The organism is Mycobacterium sp. NGS24 (genome assembly GCF_059813065.1).
Genome location: NZ_JCALDW010000001.1, coordinates 61,261 through 78,873 on the forward strand (window position 1 = coordinate 61,261; position 17,613 = coordinate 78,873).

15 protein-coding genes, 1 tRNA gene and 2 pseudogenes are annotated in these 17,613 nt (G+C 64.3%); 12 read left to right on the forward strand and 6 right to left on the reverse strand.

Annotated features, from left to right (window positions below):
* Positions 1–9: 9 nt before the first annotated feature.
* Both AC5Y6Y_RS00270 and AC5Y6Y_RS00275 read left to right on the forward strand, forming a co-directional pair.
* Positions 10–1,422 (forward strand): amino acid permease, encoded by a 1,413-nt coding sequence (locus AC5Y6Y_RS00270; protein WP_499929314.1) that lies wholly within the window; start codon positions 10–12, stop codon positions 1,420–1,422.
* The gene (locus AC5Y6Y_RS00275; protein ID WP_499928841.1) at positions 1,419–2,285 is read left to right on the forward strand and encodes a universal stress protein; all 867 of its coding nucleotides are present in this window, start codon (positions 1,419–1,421) and stop codon (positions 2,283–2,285) included. Before AC5Y6Y_RS00270 ends, AC5Y6Y_RS00275 begins: the two co-directional genes overlap by 4 nt.
* 635 nt (positions 2,286–2,920) lie before the next feature.
* Here AC5Y6Y_RS00275 and AC5Y6Y_RS00280 read toward each other — a convergent pair.
* Genes AC5Y6Y_RS00280 through AC5Y6Y_RS00290 form a run of 3 tightly spaced genes read right to left on the reverse strand, consistent with a single transcriptional unit; the run spans position 2,921 to position 5,905 of the window.
* A complete protein-coding gene (locus AC5Y6Y_RS00280; protein WP_499928843.1) occupies positions 2,921–4,237 on the reverse strand; it encodes an extracellular solute-binding protein in 1,317 nt (438 codons plus the stop codon).
* A complete protein-coding gene (locus AC5Y6Y_RS00285; RefSeq protein ID WP_499922708.1) occupies positions 4,234–5,046 on the reverse strand; it encodes a carbohydrate ABC transporter permease in 813 nt (270 codons plus the stop codon). The genes AC5Y6Y_RS00280 and AC5Y6Y_RS00285 overlap by 4 nt, the downstream gene beginning before the upstream one ends.
* Positions 5,033–5,905 carry a carbohydrate ABC transporter permease gene (locus tag AC5Y6Y_RS00290; protein WP_463824720.1) on the reverse strand — a complete coding sequence of 291 codons (873 nt, stop codon included), beginning with the start codon at positions 5,903–5,905 and terminating at the stop codon, positions 5,033–5,035. The genes AC5Y6Y_RS00285 and AC5Y6Y_RS00290 overlap by 14 nt, the downstream gene beginning before the upstream one ends.
* 33 nt (positions 5,906–5,938) lie before the next feature.
* Between AC5Y6Y_RS00290 and AC5Y6Y_RS00295 the strand changes: the two genes are divergently transcribed.
* From AC5Y6Y_RS00295 to AC5Y6Y_RS00325, 7 genes are all read left to right on the forward strand, one after another.
* Positions 5,939–7,456 carry a TldD/PmbA family protein gene (locus AC5Y6Y_RS00295; protein ID WP_499928845.1) on the forward strand — a complete coding sequence of 506 codons (1,518 nt, stop codon included), beginning with the start codon at positions 5,939–5,941 and terminating at the stop codon, positions 7,454–7,456.
* The gene (locus AC5Y6Y_RS00300; protein ID WP_463824718.1) at positions 7,453–8,826 is read left to right on the forward strand and encodes a metallopeptidase TldD-related protein; all 1,374 of its coding nucleotides are present in this window, start codon (positions 7,453–7,455) and stop codon (positions 8,824–8,826) included. Before AC5Y6Y_RS00295 ends, AC5Y6Y_RS00300 begins: the two co-directional genes overlap by 4 nt.
* Positions 8,827–8,835: 9 nt before the next feature.
* Positions 8,836–9,681, forward strand: a complete 846-nt coding sequence (locus AC5Y6Y_RS00305; RefSeq protein ID WP_499928848.1) for a carboxymuconolactone decarboxylase family protein — start codon at positions 8,836–8,838, stop codon at positions 9,679–9,681.
* 7 nt (positions 9,682–9,688) lie between these two features.
* Positions 9,689–10,420, forward strand: a complete 732-nt coding sequence (locus AC5Y6Y_RS00310; protein WP_499928850.1) for an Rv1352/Rv1906c domain-containing protein — start codon at positions 9,689–9,691, stop codon at positions 10,418–10,420.
* A gap of 12 nt (positions 10,421–10,432) precedes the next feature.
* Positions 10,433–10,645, forward strand: a complete 213-nt coding sequence (locus tag AC5Y6Y_RS00315) for a hypothetical protein (RefSeq protein ID WP_463824715.1) — start codon at positions 10,433–10,435, stop codon at positions 10,643–10,645.
* 28 nt (positions 10,646–10,673) lie between these two features.
* Positions 10,674–11,183 (forward strand): nitroreductase family deazaflavin-dependent oxidoreductase, encoded by a 510-nt coding sequence (locus AC5Y6Y_RS00320; protein WP_499928852.1) that lies wholly within the window; start codon positions 10,674–10,676, stop codon positions 11,181–11,183.
* Positions 11,184–11,236: 53 nt separating this feature from the next.
* Positions 11,237–11,310: transfer RNA gene (locus AC5Y6Y_RS00325), tRNA-Ile, on the forward strand.
* A 1,520-nt stretch (positions 11,311–12,830) separates the two neighbouring features.
* Here the strand turns inward: AC5Y6Y_RS00325 and AC5Y6Y_RS00330 are convergent.
* Together AC5Y6Y_RS00330 and AC5Y6Y_RS00335 are read right to left on the reverse strand one after the other, a co-directional pair.
* Positions 12,831–13,340, reverse strand: a pseudogene (locus tag AC5Y6Y_RS00330) (transposase); the annotation flags it as partial.
* Positions 13,271–13,447 carry a hypothetical protein gene (locus AC5Y6Y_RS00335; protein WP_499929350.1) on the reverse strand — a complete coding sequence of 59 codons (177 nt, stop codon included), beginning with the start codon at positions 13,445–13,447 and terminating at the stop codon, positions 13,271–13,273. The gene AC5Y6Y_RS00335 and the pseudogene AC5Y6Y_RS00330, both read right to left, overlap by 70 nt.
* Before the next feature lie 128 nt (positions 13,448–13,575).
* Here AC5Y6Y_RS00335 and AC5Y6Y_RS00340 point away from each other — a divergent pair.
* The 3 genes and pseudogenes from AC5Y6Y_RS00340 to AC5Y6Y_RS00350 all read left to right on the forward strand — a co-directional run.
* Positions 13,576–14,201, forward strand: a pseudogene (locus tag AC5Y6Y_RS00340) (site-specific integrase); the annotation flags it as partial.
* A 190-nt stretch (positions 14,202–14,391) separates the two neighbouring features.
* Entirely contained in the window at positions 14,392–15,525 is a 1,134-nt protein-coding gene (locus AC5Y6Y_RS00345) for a TIR domain-containing protein (RefSeq protein WP_499928854.1), read from the forward strand.
* Positions 15,522–16,382: a hypothetical protein gene (locus AC5Y6Y_RS00350; protein WP_499928856.1), complete on the forward strand. Its 861-nt coding sequence runs from the start codon at positions 15,522–15,524 to the stop codon at positions 16,380–16,382. The genes AC5Y6Y_RS00345 and AC5Y6Y_RS00350 overlap by 4 nt, the downstream gene beginning before the upstream one ends.
* A 437-nt stretch (positions 16,383–16,819) precedes the next feature.
* On the opposite strand, the gene AC5Y6Y_RS00355 is transcribed toward AC5Y6Y_RS00350, so the two are convergent.
* Positions 16,820–17,539, reverse strand: a complete 720-nt coding sequence (locus tag AC5Y6Y_RS00355; RefSeq protein WP_499928858.1) for a hypothetical protein — start codon at positions 17,537–17,539, stop codon at positions 16,820–16,822.
* Positions 17,540–17,613 lie beyond the last annotated feature (74 nt).

The window sequence follows — 17,613 nt, forward strand, 5'->3', positions numbered from 1 at the left end:
AAACAGCAGATGCTGCGTCGCCGGCCGGTGGGTGGTGCCCCAGTCGCTGTGGGCGCCGACTCCGGTCTGAAGCGAAGTTTCGGCACCTTCCAGCTGACCCTGTTCGGGGTCGGATCGACGATCGGGACCGGGATCTTCTTCGTGCTGTCCCAGGCGGTGCCCGAGGCCGGCCCCGGGGTGATCGTGTCGTTTCTGGTAGCTGGTGTCGCAGCCGGGCTGGCCGCCTTCTGTTACGCCGAATTGGCTTCGGCGGTACCGGTTTCGGGGTCGTCGTACTCGTATGCGTACACGACCATGGGCGAGGTGGTCGCGATCGTGGTGGCGGCGTGCCTGCTGCTGGAGTACGGGGTGGCCACCGCCGCGGTGGCGGTCGGGTGGAGCGGGTATTTGAACAAGCTGCTGCACAACCTGTTCGGATTCGAATTGCCGCATGCACTTTCCGCGGCGCCGTGGGACAAGCCGCCGGACGGCGTCGCGCACGGTTGGGTGAATCTGCCGGCGGTCATTCTGATCGTGATGTGCGCCCTGCTGTTGATCCGCGGCGCCAGTGAATCCGCGAAAGTCAACACGGTGATGGTGTTGGTCAAGTTGGGCGTGCTGGGCATGTTCGTGGTCATCGCGTTCACCGGGTTCGACGACGGAAACCTCAAGGACTTCGCCCCGTTCGGGGTGGCGGGCATCGGCTCGGCGGCGGGCACCATCTTCTTCTCTTACATCGGCCTGGACGCGGTCTCGACCGCCGGCGATGAGGTGAAGGACCCGCAAAAGACGATGCCGCGGGCGTTGGTGTCGGCGTTGTTCATCGTGACCGGGGTGTACGTGCTGGTCGCGCTGGCCGCGTTGGGCACCCAGCCGTGGCAGAACTTCGGGGCGCAGGAAAACGCCGGGCTGGCAACCATTCTCGACAACGTCACCCGGGGCACCTGGGCCGGCACAGTGCTGGCCGGTGGCGCGGTGATCTCGATCTTCACCGTCACGCTGGTCACCCTGTACGGGATGACCCGGATCCTGTTCGCGATGGGCCGCGACGGGCTGCTGCCGTCGCGGTTCGCGAGGGTGAATCCGCGCACCATGACGCCGGTGAACAACACCGTGATCGTGGCGATCGTCGCGTCGGCGTTGGCGGCGTTCGTGCCGCTGGACAAGCTGGCCGACATGGTGTCCATCGGCACGTTGACCGCGTTCATCGTGGTCTCCACCGGGGTGATCATCCTGCGGGTGCGAAATCCTGACCTGCCCCGCGGCTTCCGGGTGCCGGGTTATCCCGTGACTCCGGCACTTTCGGTGCTGGCCTGCGGCTACATCCTGTTCAGCCTGCACTGGTACACCTGGCTGGCGTTCTGCGGCTGGATTGTGGTGGCGTTGGTCTACTACCTGGCCTGGGGCCGGCACCACAGCGCGCTCAACAAGGACGCACCGTGACCGTCGTCGTGGGGTACCGGGCCGGCAAAGTCGGCCTGTCCGGGCTGAACCTGGCCGCCGGCGCCGCTCGCACGCTCCAGACGTCGCTGACCGTGGCCACCATCGTGCCCAGGCCGTGGCTGACGCCGTCGCTGGCCCGGGTGGACGCTGAATACGAGCAGTGGGCGGATTCGTTGGCCGAGAATTCGGCTCGGGAAGCCGAGCGGATTCTGTTCCCGCTGGCCGAGGGGATCGATATCAGCTACCTGCATCGGGCGCATCGGTCGGTGTCGGGCGGACTGCTGGAAGTCGTCGCGGACGTCGGCGCCGAGATGCTGGTGCTGGGGTCGCTGCCCAGCGGCGGGCGCGCACTGGTGGTGGTCGGCACCACCGCGGATTGGCTGCTGCACTCCTCACCGGTGCCGGTCGCGATCAGCCCGCCCGAATATCGTTCTCATGCAGCGGGTTTGACGCGGCTTGCCTGTGCGTATTCGGCTACCCCGCAGTCGGCGGAGGTGGTGCGCCGCTGCGTGGAGTACTCCGAGCGGTTCTCGGTGCCGCTGCGGGTGATCACCTTCGCGGTGCGGGGTCGGACCATGTATCCGCCGGAGGTGGGGTTGGACGCCGAGGACGCCGTGCTGGAGGCGTGGGCGTCACAGGCGCGCGAGATCCAGTCTCAGCTGACCGTCCCCGACGACGTCGACTTCGAGGTCGTCACCGCGCACAGTTGGGCGGAGGCACTGTCGAGCACCGTATGGGTGGACGGGGAGATCCTGGTGATGGGCACCTCGCCGCGCGGCGACATCCGGCGGGTGTTCCTGGGGGCGCGCAGCGGCAAGATCATTCGGCACAGCCCGGTGCCGGTGCTGGTGTTGCCGGGTTAGCGTTTCTGGCCGCTCTGTTGCGTTTTGCGGGCGTTGGCTGCGTCGAGCGTCACGCCAGCGTGGCTGCGGGCGTCGAGCGTCACGTCAGCGTGACGAGCCGGGGGCTGCTGCGTCGAGCGTCACGCCAGCGTGGCTGCGGGCGTCGAGCGTCACGCCAGCGTGACGAGCCGGGGGCGGCGTTGCGTCGAGCGTCACGTCAGCGTGGCTGCGGGCGTCGAGCGTTACGTCAGCGTGGCGAGCGGGGGCTGGCTGCGTCGAGCGTCACGCCAGCGTGGCTGCGGGCGTCGAGCGTCACGCCAGCGTGACGAGCCGGGGGCGCTGCCCGGGTGTGGTGTCGGTTGACGACGGTCCCCCGTCCGGCGGCCGATGTTTCCGTTGCCCGGCTCGTAGCGACTTTCTCACCTACGCGCGACTTTCCTTGCCGCAGCGATGTTCTGCAGCATCCGTCTCGGCTAGCACCCTCTACAACGCTGCCCTGCCGGCTCGGTCAAAAGTCGCGCACGGTGAGAAAGTCGCTCGGAGGCGGGCTTTCAAGTAACCATTCCGGGCTCGTGACGGATGAGGCGCATGTGGTCCAGCCCGCCGTTCTTGGCCTCTTTGTGCCTGGCGTCGACGCACAGTCAGGTGCGGCGGAGTTAACGCCGGGCTGCGGCATTAGCCGCCACCTGCGCCTGCTGCAACGTCGTCGCGATATCGCCGCGGCCCAAGAACATATCGTCGAAGTACGGCTGGAGCGCCTCGTTGCCGGCAGCGAACCCGGCCCCGCCGGGAGCCGGGATGCGCGGCCCGTCGAGCACGGTGAAGAACGGCGCGACGTCCACGCCCCTGGCTTTCCAGTAGGCGAAGTAGCCCGGCTGGGCCGACAGCACCGCCGGGATGGCCGCACCCTCGCGTCCCAGGTACGCATTCCCCTCGGCGCTACCCATCCAGGCCAGCACCTGACGTACGGCATCGGGATGCTTGGACGCCGAATTACCGGCTGCGGCAATGCCATTGGTGACACTCACCCGGCCGCCCGGACCGGTCGGCAGCAGCGCGATACCCCACCGGAAGGTGGCGTCGCGGGACACCGCGGCCAGGCTGTAGGTGCCGGACTGGAACAGCGCCATCTTGCCGGCCAGGAACTGGTTGAGCGAGAAGTCGCCGTTGTCGTTGGTGTCCGACGCCGGTGGCGCGACGTGGTCGTGGTTGATCAGGCCGACGAGGTAACCGAATGCTGCCGAGGCTTCGGGATTGTCGAACGCGAACTCGTTGCCGCGCTGAAACACCCCGCCGTTGGATCCGATGTAGTTGAGGTAAATGCCCTGCGGGTCGTTGGCGGCGTTGTACCCCCACTGGCGGACCCGGCGGAACTCGAAATCCGGTGCATCGGCGCGATGCCCGTCGGCGTCGATGGTGAGCCGGGCCAGTAGCGGCCGCAGCGTGTCGTCACTACCGGGACTCCAGCGCATGTCGGAAAGTTCTGCGGGATCGACACCGGCGGCGGCCAGCAGGTCGGCGTTGTAGAACACCGCGATTCCCGCGTCGGTCAGCTGCGGCACCGCCCACAACGACCCGCTGTGGGTGAACTGGGTGACCACCGAGCGTTCCCAGTCCGCAGCAGGCTCGCCGATCCGGATCAACCGACCGCTGTCGGCGTAGGCGTCGAGGTAGGCATTGGAGATCCAGAAGATGTCGTCGGCACTACCGCCGGCCACGTCCGTGCGCAGGGTGTCGAAGTAGTTGGAGAACGCCACCATGTCCAGGCGCACCTCGATGTCGGGGTGGGCCCGGCCGAACGCGGCGAACGAATCCCGATACGCCCGCGCGATCGGCTCGGCCCACAATCGCACGGTGACCACGATCTTGCCGTCGTCGCTCGAGCGCCCCATCATCACCGCCGTCGTCAACAGCAGCACCACCACCAACAGCAACGAACCGGCGAACAGAGTGGAGAACCGCAGCCGCTTCACTTCAGACCCGACACCAGGATCGACGAGACGATGTGACGCTGGAATACCACGAACAGCGCGATCAGCGGCACGATCGCCACCGTCGTCGCCGCCATCACCAGCGTCCACTGCGAGTTGTACCGGGACTGCAGATCCGCGGTGGCCACCGTCAGCACCCGCCACTTGCGCCCGCTGGTGATCACCAACGGCCACATGAAGTTGTTCCACTGGGAGACCACGGTGATCATCGTCAACGCGGCCAGCACCGGCTTGGAAGACGGCAGGATCACGTGTACCAGCACGTCCAGAGTGTTGGCACCGTCCAACGACGCGGCGTTGATCAGATCGTCGGGGATGAGCCGAAAGTGCTCGCGCAGCAGGAAGATGGCATACGGCGAGCCGAACATGAACGGAATCACCAACGCCCAGAACGTGTTCCGCAACCCGAGCTGGGCCATCATCAAATACAGCGGCACCACCGTCACGGTGCCCGGCACCATCAGCGTCGCGACGTACACCCAGAACAACCCGTCGCGGCCGGGGAAGTGCAACCGTGCGAACGCATAGCCGGCCAGCACCGAGAAACTCAACTGTCCCAACAGGATCAGCGCCGTCATCAACGCGGTCACTGCCGCTGCCCGGCCGAACCCGCTGCCCACCAGGTCGGTGTAGTTGGACAACGTGAACGGCTCCGGCCACTGCAGCGGCGATCCCGTCGCGAACTGGTGTGCCGAGGTGAACGACGTCAACAAGCCCAGGGCGAACGGCGCCAAAGTGATCACCGCGCCGAAAATCAGGCCGACGTAGATCAGCGCGTTACGTGAGTTCATAGGTGATCCGCTTGCGGAAATACATGTGCTGGACGAACGTGACGCCGACCAGGATGACGAACAGCACGACCGCCATCACCGCGGCCCGCCCGATCGCGGCCGCACCGAACGCCTCAGCGTAGATCTGATGCGCGACCAGGTCGGTGCTGCCTTCCGGCCCACCGCCGGTCAGCGCATAGACGGTGTCGAAAACCTGTGCGGTGCTGACGATCCCGGTCACCAGCACGAAGAACGTGGTGGGTCGCAGCATCGGCAGCGTGATGCGCCAGAACCGCTGCCAGGCGTTGGCGCCGTCGGTGCGCGCCGCACGGTGAATGTCCTCCGGGATCGCCAGCAGGCCGGCCAGGAACGACAACGAGACGTAGCCGACGTTGGTCCAGATAACCACCGCCGACACCACCGGCAGCGCCAGGTCGGGGTTGGTCAGCCATTCGATGCGCCGGCCCAGCAGGGTGCTGACCGCGCCGTCGGTCGGTGCCAGGATCCAGCGCCACATCACCGCGATCGCCAACGGCGCGCAGATCCACGGCAGCACATACAGGGTGCGGAACAGCCCGGTGCCGGGCAATTCCCGGGCCAGCATCATCGCGGCGATCAGCCCCAACACCGTCTGTGCCGGCACCACGATCGCCACGAAGATGGCGGTGACCACCAGCGAGTCGGCGAAGTCGCCGTCGTGCAGCACCGAACGCCAGTTGGCGAAGCCCACATAATGCAGTGGCCCCAGCAGGTCCCACCGGTACAGACTGAGCCACACCACCACCAGGATCGGCAGCAGCAGGAAGGCGATCACGCCGAACAGGCTGGGCGCCAACAGGGCGTACGCCAGCGCGGTGGAACGGCGCGGCGAGTCTGACATGAATGTATTAAAGCCGGTCGATACGGTGGACCCGTGACACCGAACCGGGGGATCGATGCCGACTTCCTGGACCTGCCGCGCCACCAGTTGGCGGACGCCGCGTTGTCGGCGGCCCGAGCGGCCGGGGCCAGTTATGCAGACCTGCGGATACACCGCATCAGCACCGAAAGCATCCAGCTGCGCGACGGCGAGTTGGAGACGGCGGTGCTCAGCCGCGAGGTCGGGCTGGCGGTGCGGGTGATCGTGGCCGGCACCTGGGGGTTCGCCTCGCATTCCGAGCTGGTGCCCGACGCGGCGGCCCGCACCGCACGGCACGCGGTGCAGGTGGCGACGGTACTGGCTGCGCTGAACACCGAGCAGGTCCGGTTGGCGGCGGAGCCGGTGTACGCCGACGTCAGCTGGACGTCGGACTATCAGGTCGACCCGTTTGGCGTGCCGACCGCGGAGAAGATCGGGGTGTTGCAGGACTACTCGGGACGGTTGCTGGACGCCGACGGCGTCGACCACGTCTCGGCCAGCCTGACCGCGGTCAAGGAGCAAACCTTCTACGCCGACACGTTCGGCTCCTCGATCACCCAGCAGCGGGTGCGGCTGCAGCCGTCGCTGGAGGCGGTCAGCATCGACGCCAAGGCGGGCGGGTTCGACTCGATGCGTACCTTGGCGCCGCCGACGGCGCGCGGCTGGGAGGCCGTCGCCACCGACGAGGTGTTCGATTGGAGCGCCGAGCTTGCCGAACTGCCCGACCTGCTGTACGAAAAGGTACACGCGCCGTCGGTGATGCCCGGGCCCACCGATCTGGTGATCGATCCCACCAATCTGTGGCTCACCATCCACGAATCCATCGGGCACGCAACCGAATACGACCGGGCCATCGGCTACGAGGCCGCCTACGCCGGTACCTCGTTCGCCACCCCCGACAAACTCGGCAGCATGCAGTACGGCTCGCCGGTGATGAATGTGACCGCCGACCGTACCGTCGAACACGGCTTGGCCACTGTCGGTTTCGACGACGAAGGCGTGGCCGCGCAGAGCTGGGATCTGGTGCGCGACGGGGTGTTCGTGGGCTACCAGCTGGACCGGGTGTTCGCTCCGCGGCTGGGCGAGCAGCGCTCCAACGGCTGCTCGTACGCCGACTCCGCACACCACGTGCCGATCCAGCGGATGGCCAACGTGTCGTTGCAGCCGGGCTCGGAGGATCTGTCCACCGCCGACCTGATCTCCCGCATCGACGACGGGATCTACATCGTCGGCGACAAATCCTGGTCAATCGACATGCAGCGCTACAACTTTCAGTTCACCGGGCAACGCTTCTACCGGATTCGCGACGGTGCCCTGTACGGGCAGCTGCGCGACGTCGCCTACCAGGCGACCACCACCGACTTCTGGAACTCGATGGAAGCAGTCGGTGGCCGCTCGACCTGGCGGCTCGGTGGCGCGCTCAACTGCGGCAAGGCTCAGCCCGGTCAGATCGCCGCGGTCAGCCACGGATGTCCGTCGGCGCTGTTCCGCGGCATCAATGTGCTCAACACCCGGACCGAGGGCGGCCGATGATCACACCTCAGCACGTCGTGAACATCGTCCTGGACGAGGCCGCCAAGAACGGCCGGGCCGACGAGACCATGGTGTTGGTGACCGACAAGGTCGAGGCAAACCTGCGCTGGGCGAATAACACGATGACCACCAACGGCGTCGCCGTTCAGCGCAGCGTGACGGTGATTTCGATTGTGCGCAAAGGAGACAGCGCCTACGTCGGCTCCGTGGTCTCCGGGGAGGCGGACCCGTCGGTGCTGCCCGGGCTGGTGGTGTCCTCGCAGGACGCCGCGCGTTCGGCGCCGGAGGCCGGGGACGCCGCGCCGCTGCTCGCCGACACCGGGGAACCCGCGGATTGGGATGCGCCGGTGCCCGGCACCGGGGTGGGGGTGTTCACCGGGATCGCCGGCCCGTTGAGCAAGGTGTTCCGGGGCCGCGACAAGCTGTACGGCTATGCGCACCACAGTCTTTCGACGACGTTCCTGGCGTCCTCGACGGGACTGCGGCGGCGCTACACGCTGCCGACCGGGGCGATCGAACTCAACGCCAAGCGGGGCGATGCCAGCGCCTGGGCGGGCGTCGGAACCCCGGATTTCGTTGACGTGCCTATTGATTCGCTACTGTCCGATCTGTCGACGCGGCTGGATTGGTCGTCGCGAACCGTGGAGCTGCCCGCCGGCCGGTACGAGACGTTGATGCCGCCGTCGACGGTGGCCGACATGATGATCTATCTGGCCTGGACGATGGCCGGGCGTGGCGCGCAGGAAGGGCGCACCGCGTTGTCGGCGCCCGGCGGTGGGACGCGGGTGGGGGAGCGGCTCACCTCGCTGCCGCTGACGTTGTTCTCCGATCCGATGGCCCCGGGCCTGGTGTGCACGCCGTTCGTGGCGGTGAGCAGTTCCTCGGAGACGGCGTCGGTGTTCGACAACGGCATGGAGATCGGGCAGGTCGACTGGATTCGCGACGGCGTGATCAACGCGCTGGCCTATCCGCGGGCGACCGCCGCCCGCTACGACGCCCCGGTGGCGGTGGCCGCCGACAACCTGGTCATGACCGGTGGCACCAACGAGTTGGCCGACATGATCGCGTCCACCGAGCGCGGGTTGCTGCTGACCACGCTGTGGTATATCCGCGAGGTCGACCCGACGTTGTTGCTGTTGACGGGCCTGACCCGGGACGGGGTGTATCTGATCGAGGACGGCGAGGTGACCGGCGCGGTCAACAATTTCCGGTTCAACGAGAGCCCGCTGGACCTGTTGCGGCGCGCGACCGAGGCCGGGGTCAGCGAGAAGACGTTGCCGCGGGAATGGGGTGACTGGGCGACGCGGGCGGCGATGCCGTCGTTGCGGATCCCGGACTTTCATATGTCGTCGGTGAGTCGGGCGCAGTAGCGTTGGGCTATGACCGGCCTGGATGCTGACTTTTTGGCGCGGTTCGTCGCGCTGTCGGCCGGGGACGGGCGCCTGGCCGGGATGGTGCGACGGGTGTGCGCGCAGGCGTTGGGTTTGCCGCCGCTGCCGTCGGGCCCGGATGATGACGAAGTCTCCGAGGCGGACGCGGTGGTCGCGGCGTTCGCCGAGCAATTCAGCGTGGACGTCTCGGTGATCACCGTTGAACAACGCTCGCAGTTGCTGAAGTACCTGGGGGACAGGGCTTTTCGAACCGTTGTCTCGATCTTCATTGCCGACTTCGTGCCGCGGGTGCGGGCCGGGTTGGAAGCGTTGGACGTCGGGTCGGAGTATCTGGGCTGGGTCGGTCAGCCGGTGGTGTGGGACCACGACAGCGACCCGTCCGCGGTGTTGCTGGGCGAGTTCGCGCCGGCGGTGGCGCGGCTGCGGGCGCTGGATCCGGTGACTTCGGAGCTGGTGCGGTTGCGGGTGGCTGGTGCGCATAACTGCCGGCTGTGCAAGTCGTTGCGCGAGGGCAACGCCCTGGATGCCGGCGGTTCGGAGACGCTGTACGACGAGCTTGCGCGGTTCGAGAAGTCCGCGGTGCTGGACGCACGCACAAAAGCAGCGCTGCGCTATACGGATGCGTTAATTTGGACCCCTGCGCACCTCGCCGTCGACGATGCCGCCGAGGTGCGCTCTTGGTTTAGCGAGGCCGAGGCTGTGGAGTTGACCTTCGACATCATGCGCAACTCGAGCAACAAGATTGCGGTGTCGTTGGGCGCGGACGCGGCGCGGGTGGAGTCCGGCACCGAGCGGTACCTGATCGATGTTGATGGCCAAACGGTGTTCAGCTGAGATCGTGGTGAGGCGGACGGTTTTCGCGCTGGCGCTGGTATGCGTGGTGAGCGGCTGTTCCGGCGGGGGCACGTCGGCCCGGCCTCCAGTTGCGCCGCACGACACCGCGACGTCTCATCTCGAGCCGATCTATCCGGGCACGACGGTGTCGATCCCGCCGTCGTCGTCGGGCACGTCGACGTCGTCGACTACGACGACGACCACCACCACTGTTGCCGGCCGAAGCCTGCCGGGGGACGGCACCTTCCGGATGGGCGTCGACCTGCAGGCCGGGACGTATCGGTCGCCGGGTGGCGAGTCCTGCTACTGGGAGCGGCTGCGCGGGTTCGGGGGACAGACCGCCGACATCATCGTCAACGGTGCGGGAATTTTGCCGCAAACGGTGAAGATCGCGCCGACGGATGCGGGGTTCCGGACGCAGGGATGCGGGCGGTGGACGCTGGATGAGGGGGCTTCGCCTTCGCCGGTTGCGTTGCCGCCCGGTGCTACGGCGTGCCCGTCGACGTCGGGGCCGGCTGGCGGGTTTGCGCACTCCGCGGTCGGGTCCGGGGACACCACGTGTCCATTTGCCGAGGCGGTGCGGGCGGCGTATGGCGCGGGTGGTCCTGCCGGGTCGGCTCCCAGGCAGGTCGAGGCGGTCAGCCCGGTGACCGGCCAGCGCTACACGATGACGTGTGCGCCGAACGGGTCGCTGGTGGTGTGCAACGGTGGAAATGGGGCGGTTGTCTATGTCTACTGATGGGAGCGTGGGGTGATCGGGGAGATCCTGGAAACCGGGCACAGCTATTGCCTGCGGTGCCGTGCCGACGCCGAGTATCAGGTCATCGATGTATCTGGTAACGGCGACCGGATGGACCGGCAGTGGATGTGTCCTGGCGAGCACCGCGATACCCATGTGCAGGACGAATATCCGCAGCACACGTGGGAAGCGCGGCGCGAGCGGGCGAAGAAGGAGCAAGGTTGATGGCGGCGTTCCTGGGTACGGTCTAGCCGTGTCTTTTCGGCGAGAGAGTCGGGTTCGTGGGCGGCGGTTGCGTTTCCATGAGGCGCTCGGCGAGCGCCTGGCGATGAGTGCTGTGGGTTATCAGCTCGCGGTGCACCTGGCGCCGCATATCGACAAGGTGCTGATTCCCCGGACCAACGGCCGGCTGAGCTCGGCGGGGTTGGACCGGGCGGGTCTAGTGGTTTCTGTTGGCGCCAAGACCGGGCAGCGGCGGGCGACGCCTTTGGTGTTGGTCGAAGACTCCGACGGTCTGCTGGCGATCGGGTCGAACTATGGCGGGCCGAAGCATCCGGGGTGGAGTGCCAATCTGAAGGCGAATCCCGAGTGCACGGTCGAGTACAAGGGGCCGCCGCGCCGGTATCGCGCTGAGTTGCTAACGGGTGCCGAGCGGGAGGCGGCGTGGGAGACCGCGGTGGACTTCTACGCCGGGTACGAGGCGTACCGGGAGAAGGCGGCGCCGCGGGAGATTCGGGTGTTTCGGTTGCGGCCTATTGAGTGAGCGGCTGTTGCTTGGCGGGGGCTGCTGCCGCGCTAGGGTGGTCGTGCTTCGCAGGGGCGGTAGCTCAGTCGGTTAGAGCCGCGGACTCATAATCCGTTGGTCGTGGGTTCGAGCCCCACCCGCCCCACAATGTGTTTACGAAGGTAGAAGCCCTGCAGCTGTTGTTAAGCTGCCTAGCGCCCGGACGTAAACAGGCCCCGCGTCCACACCGCGTCCACTTTGTGGTCGGTGGGTTCCGAGCTAGCTACTAGGCGAGCCATCGGGGCCTAGGGTCACCTACGCGATTAGGGTCGTACCAGTAATCGAGATTATCCCTATATCGCACCAAATCCTGTCCGTTGCTCAATGTGACTGGCGCGTCGCGGCTGATCAGGCTCTCCGCCACACGTCGGATTTCCGGCCATGCCGCCGTCAGCTTGTCGTGCCAACCGGGGTGGGGAGCGGTCACTGGCGGCAGGGTTCCAGGCACCCTCTTCGCCGCAACTCCGGGATACGTGGCTGCGGCCTCTAGATCTGCTGCAAGACCCTGAATTTCCATCTGTGCGGCTCTGATTGGGTCCATTGCCTCTTCATACAGTGGCCAATCGACCAGCTCTGCCCGTGAAACAGCTCGTTGATGCGATCGATAGAGCAAACGCCGTCGTCTTCGTGGTACACCATGTGCCCATGGGCCGGCCCAACTCTTGAAAGCCTGGTTGGACGCGCCCACCACAGGTGCGGAGACTTCGGGCTCGCCAAACCCGAACTCCATGTAGTCAACGTGCCCGCCGACCAACACGGCCGCGACGGCATGACCTGTTTCGTAATATCACGTGGATGTAGGTGGGTCCCATTCGTCGCCCTTCATGCGGCAAAGGCTACCCAGCGAGCCGCGCCCAGCGGGGGCACCTTATCGCCCACTCAGCGCTTTACAGGTGCCCTGCCATCCACTCGCCAGCTCACGCCTTCCTATTCGCACCCGATTCCATTGCCGTCTCGATCAAGTCCATAGATGTCTCTGCCGATTACCCTTACGGGACCCTTGACGAAGGCCGGACCATTGCCGCTACCACCCGCGCAGTCAACATCACTAGCGATAGGGACACAGGCACCCGAGTAGTTCGGGTCACATTTCGAGCCGCCCGGATCGGCACTCACTGTCGGCCCGAAGGCGAGCGCCATAGCGAAGCTGGCTACCAGCACTAATGACTTCCGCACGGTCGCAGATCGTATGCCGATTCCTGCCGCCGAGTGGCCGTTTATACAAAACACCACTGCGGACATCCAAGCCCCTACATGGCGCGCACCGCAACGCAGGTCCAGTAGGGACGGACTGCCATTTGTGGGAGCTGTGGAGCCGTCGCCTCGGTTTAGCAGCCCATAGCAAGCAGCAACATTATGACAGCTAATAGATCGGGAAATACGGTTCCGGCTCTAGCCAGCTCATAACCCTTACGCGCCTGCCCAGAACCCTTGTTTGGCAAACACCGTTGTGCCTACCGTTAATGATGTCCGCGACAGGCGCGGTCCGCCTTCACTGCCGGTGCTAGGTGTCTATTTCAAACGGAGGAAACCAACGACTGCCATCGATATCCGCCTAGAAGGGGATCGGGTCAAGTCCAGGGACGTGGTGTACGACGTCGCTGTGTGATTCTTCGATGTGATGGTTCAGGCGGTCAGTGCCGCGGGGGTGGCCTCCTGTTCGGTCGGGGTGTCGTTGATGGTGCGTGATTTGCTCAGGACGTCGAGTCCGAGGTAGCGGCGGGATTCGGCCCATTCGTCGTGTTGTTCGGCCAGTACGGCGCCGACGAGGCGGATCAGGGCGTCGCGGTCGGGGAAGATGCCGACGACGTCGGTGCGCCGGCGGATCTCCTTGTTGAGCCGCTCTTGGGGGTTGTTGGACCAGATCTGGCGCCAGATCTGTTTGGGAAAGGCGGTGAATGCCAGCAGATCCGGACGGGCGGCCTCCAGGTGGTCCGCGACCTTGGGAAGCTTGCCGGACAGCGCGTCAATGACCCGATCATATTGCGCTGCAACCGATTCGGTGTCAGGCTGGTCGAACACCGAGTGCAGCAGGGTGCGTACCCATGGCCACGACGACTTCGGGGTCACGGCCATGAGGTTGGTCGTGTAGTGGGTTCTGCAGCGTTGTCAGGCCGCGCCGGGCAGAGTGGCGCCAGGGTGTGGATGAACGTGGCGAGCAACTCGCGCAGGACGTCGGGATGGGTGGTAGTGAGTCGTTCGGCCAGCACGGCCGGCAGGTCGATATTCTGGGCATTGGTCATCGCGTGGTTCCTTTGCTCGAGTGACTTTGGACGGTCCCTCGAAGAATCACGCGATGACCTTCAATCACTCGGCTACGACACGCCGGTACCGCTGATCAGGTCCGACTCGTACACCACTCTGCTGGACGCAACCGGGCGATGTGACTCTATCGGTTATCCCTGGCACGTCGGCAGTGTGCGGGTGGAGCGGACGAAGAAGAAGACGCGCGCCTCCGTGCAGACTGACGAGCACGACGCACCAGCGCCGTTGCAGTGGCAGGAAGGTACGCCCAAAAGTGATGCCTCCTCCGACCGCACGATTCCACTTGCACCGTGGCTGGCAGATGACCTACGCGAATACCTGACTACGGTTCACCCGTTTGCCAGCAAAAAGCGCATCGCGCACGCTCCGTTGTTTCCGGGCAAGCGCACTCGTGCCGGAAAGTCTGCGGTGCAGGTCGAGGACTTCGATTGGGCCAAGCCGATTGTGGCGGACAACTTATATCACAACTATTTCCAACCAGCCTGCAAGGCAATGGGTTTCGTCTCGGTAAGGCTTTACGACCTGCGGCACACGTTTGCCACCCTGGCGCTGTCCGCTGGGGAGCACTACATGGAGGTGTCGAAGTGGCTGGGCCATTCCAGTTTCGTGCTGACACTGACGACGTACGCGGATTACATCCGGGAGGATGATCAATCGGCACCAAACCTGGATAGGCCTGTAGCGGTGGCCAACGTTGTCGCATTGAAGCGCCGCGGAGATGCCACCGGATAGGCTCGCTGTCGCCGCGAACGGTTGTGTCCCATCAATACTGCGGTAAGAAATACTGGCACAGGTTTCCAGCAACAGTTAGGAACTCGCTGAACTGGTAGAATCGATCCTAGAGCAACTCATGATGAGTAGTAGCATGTACTGACAAGAACTTTGGTACACTCGACACCGAACCTGCATGGAAGGGGATCCGGTGCCGAAGATCGAGAAGAATGACGCCGTCGAGTCCAAGACGAAGCGTCCTAGGGCCGCGTCGCTGTCACAGACTGATGTTCCATCTGTAACCCTTCAACAGGCGCTCAGAGTGCCTATGGCGCTGAGCGACTCGTACGCAAAGCAACCCGCGACACCGCTCCAGGTCGCAACTGCACTTGACATGTCGCCTAACTCGGGCCCCTTTCGTACCCTGACGAGTGCCTCTGCTGCCTACGGATTCACAGAGGGCAGCGCTTGGGCTGAGAAGGTCAGCCTGACGGCGCTAGGCAAACGTGCCGTTGCGCCAACCGCCGAAGGTGACGACGCGATAGCTCTTGCGGAAGCTGTGCTTAAGCCAAGGGTCATGCGGATGTTCCTTGAGAAGTACGACCAGAACAAGGTTCCCAAAGAGCAAATTGCGCGGAATGTTCTGGAGGAGATGGGTGTACCGGCGGGCGCGACAAAGCGGGCGTTCGATGCCATCGTGGACACTGCCAGGTCGGTAGGACTCATCTACGAACACAAGGGAAGTGATTACGTCGATCTCACCCGCGCGCCTGTGTCGACTCTGACAAAAGATACCCAACGCGATGACCGGGATCGTGAGCCAGACGTCGACGTTCCTGAAGATGCGCAGACGACTGCCGCACCACTTGAGGCTGCTCCGAGCTTCATGCCTACCGGGCCGGTGAAGGTTGAGACGGTTGTGAATAACCGAGTTTTCATCACCCATGGCAAGCAAATGGACGTCGTCGAGCAGATCAAGGAATTGCTGAAATTTGGTGGCTTTGAGCCCATTGTTTCAGTACAGAATGAGACCTTGGCCAAATCGTTGCCCGATAAGGTGATGGATGATATGCGGTCTTGTAGTGCAGCAGTGGTGCATGTAGGACCTGAAATGACTCTGCTGGACCCCGGCGGCAATGAGCACAAGGTTCTGAATCCCAACGTGCTGATCGAGATTGGAGCCGCGATGGCCCTATATGGCAGAAATTTCATATTGCTAGTGGAAGAGGGCACTGAGCTACCTTCTAACCTGCAAGGGCTCTACCAGGCTCGATATTCGGGTGGGGCATTGGATTACGTAGCCACCATGAAGCTGCTAAAAACGTTTAACGAGTTCAAGTCGTGACCGGAGAGGACGGCTATTGGAGCGGCAACTCATCCAGGCGCATCAGGTGGACCATTGCCCTTATTGGCCTTTGCACCTTTGTAATCCTTCTACTCGCTAACAGGTTCGAAGTCTGCAAAGTCGAATCTGCGGCGGGCAAGGACGGCACAACGGTAACAAGAACTTGTGATAGGCCCACGGTCAGCGATGCGAGCGTTTTGGCTGTTGGGTTGCTCCTAGTATTGCTGTTGGTCCCCGACATGAGTGAAGTTGGGGTTCTGGGCGTCTCGTTGAAACGACGTGTCGAGGCGGCGGAACAGAAAGCGACTGGTTCAGAGGCCAAGGCGGACAGGCTGGAGAGTCAACTGCAATTGCAGAACCTACGCGTCGATACTCTCTCCCAGAACGTTGCAGCGGCACACGCAACGAGCAATGTGTTCGTGGTTAGCAGCGATGAGATGAAGAAAGTCGACGAGCAGTTGCCTAGAAAAGCAGAGGCTTTCAGCCGTGGTGAGGTGTTCCAGCCACTTCGACCAGAGCAAGTTTTGACGCCCGACGAGGAAGACAAACGGGACCCCTTCCTGGTGTCGCGCATCCTTGAGAACTGGGAAATCATTGCTTCGTCACTGAATTTGCGCGGCTATGGAGCCCGAGGTGAACTGTTGAGGGTTCAGCTGTCTGCTGACGAAATCGGCGAGTTCCGATCCTTGTTTGACGAAGAGGTTCAGATCGTGCGTGCGGCGCGAAATAACGTTGCTCATGCGGTACCAATCCCAGAGAACGATCTTCGTATCGCGGTCGACATCTCGGAGCAATTGGTGCGACTCCTGAGAAACCGGCCTGCTCCGCCAAGCGGCACTCGACCTACGGGCTCATAGTCGATCGCATAGAGCTTGCCAGGGATGCGCCCGGCGTCCACACCGCGTCCACATACGCGTCTCTACTTTCTGATTTGCTGCGATGTCCAAGCAGCGGCTGTTGGGCGGGCGTTTTCCAACAGAAGCGCTGCGAAACAGGGGGATTAGAGCCGCTGCAGGTGACTTTTCGGACTTAGGAGAGTTTGCTAGAGCGCCAGAGCCGCGGACTCATAATCCGTTGGTCGTGGGTTCGAGCCCCACCCGCCCCACACTGTGGTTGACCTGCGATGTTCGGTGCGTTGTTGCTTCGGGTGCCATGTGACAGTATTTCGGCCGATGCTCGGCAGTTGTTTCGGCTGATCCTTCACACTCCTTCGTTTTGAATGGACGGAGTATGGCCGAGGTCGTGATGGTTGTCCGACTCCGGTTATCTGCTCGTCCTGTCCAAGCCGGTCAGCTCACTCCTCGACGGCAGCCTGCTCGACGGTGGGCTTGGAACGCACCGGCGGCCGCGTCGACCGCCGCCTGGGAATGCGCTCGGTGATGCCACTGAGCGAGTTGACCATCCTGTTGAGGGTATCGACGGCAGACTCAAGGGTGTCCGCGGTGGGCGTCATCCTATCCATGGCGGGCTGTAGCCGGCTGAGGATTTCTGCGGCTTCGGTCAGTTGTTCAAGCGGGCCGTTCTTGGCGAGCAGCTTGTCGATGATGCCGTCCTCGGCGAACATCCGCTCGATGATGCCGTCCTCGGCGAGCATGCGCTCTATCGGCCCGTCCGCTGCGAGCAGCCGCTCTACGAGTCCACCGGGCGCCAGGATCCGCTCCAGCGAGGCGCTCCCTCCGACGGAGGTCCGATCGAGCAACCCGCCGGGCGCGGTCAACAAGTCGACAACGCCACCGGGACGCATCAGCTTGTCCGCGGGCCCGCCGCGGGCCAAAGCGCGCCCCATCGCCCTATCGTTTTCGGTGAATTCGGCGACTCGGTTCGCGCCTACGAGTGCGCCGCGTATGGGCAATAGATCGGTAATCGGGTCTACCGACTTAGGGTCGTCCTCGCCCAACGATTGCTTCACAGCCCCGAGCGCCATGGTCGCAGCGGCGAGTCCCGCGTCGGCCACTTTGACGCCGGCCCGGACGGGGGCTATCGCTACACCGACAAGGAGCTCGTTGATGTTCACTCGGCAACTTTATAGCTCAGTATCGTCACCGAGGAATGGCCTATTTGTACGGTGACGTGACCCATGGGCAAAGA

Coding starts and splice junctions, on each gene's coding strand:
- AC5Y6Y_RS00270 (WP_499929314.1), top strand. CDS start 10: ATGCTGCGTCGCCGGCCGGTGGGTGGTGCCCCAGTCGCTGTGGGCGCC.
- AC5Y6Y_RS00285 (WP_499922708.1), bottom strand. CDS start 5,046: ATGAACTCACGTAACGCGCTGATCTACGTCGGCCTGATTTTCGGCGCG.
- AC5Y6Y_RS00290 (WP_463824720.1), bottom strand. CDS start 5,905: ATGTCAGACTCGCCGCGCCGTTCCACCGCGCTGGCGTACGCCCTGTTG.
- AC5Y6Y_RS00300 (WP_463824718.1), top strand. CDS start 7,453: ATGATCACACCTCAGCACGTCGTGAACATCGTCCTGGACGAGGCCGCC.
- AC5Y6Y_RS00305 (WP_499928848.1), top strand. CDS start 8,836: ATGACCGGCCTGGATGCTGACTTTTTGGCGCGGTTCGTCGCGCTGTCG.
- AC5Y6Y_RS00335 (WP_499929350.1), bottom strand. CDS start 13,447: ATGACCAATGCCCAGAATATCGACCTGCCGGCCGTGCTGGCCGAACGA.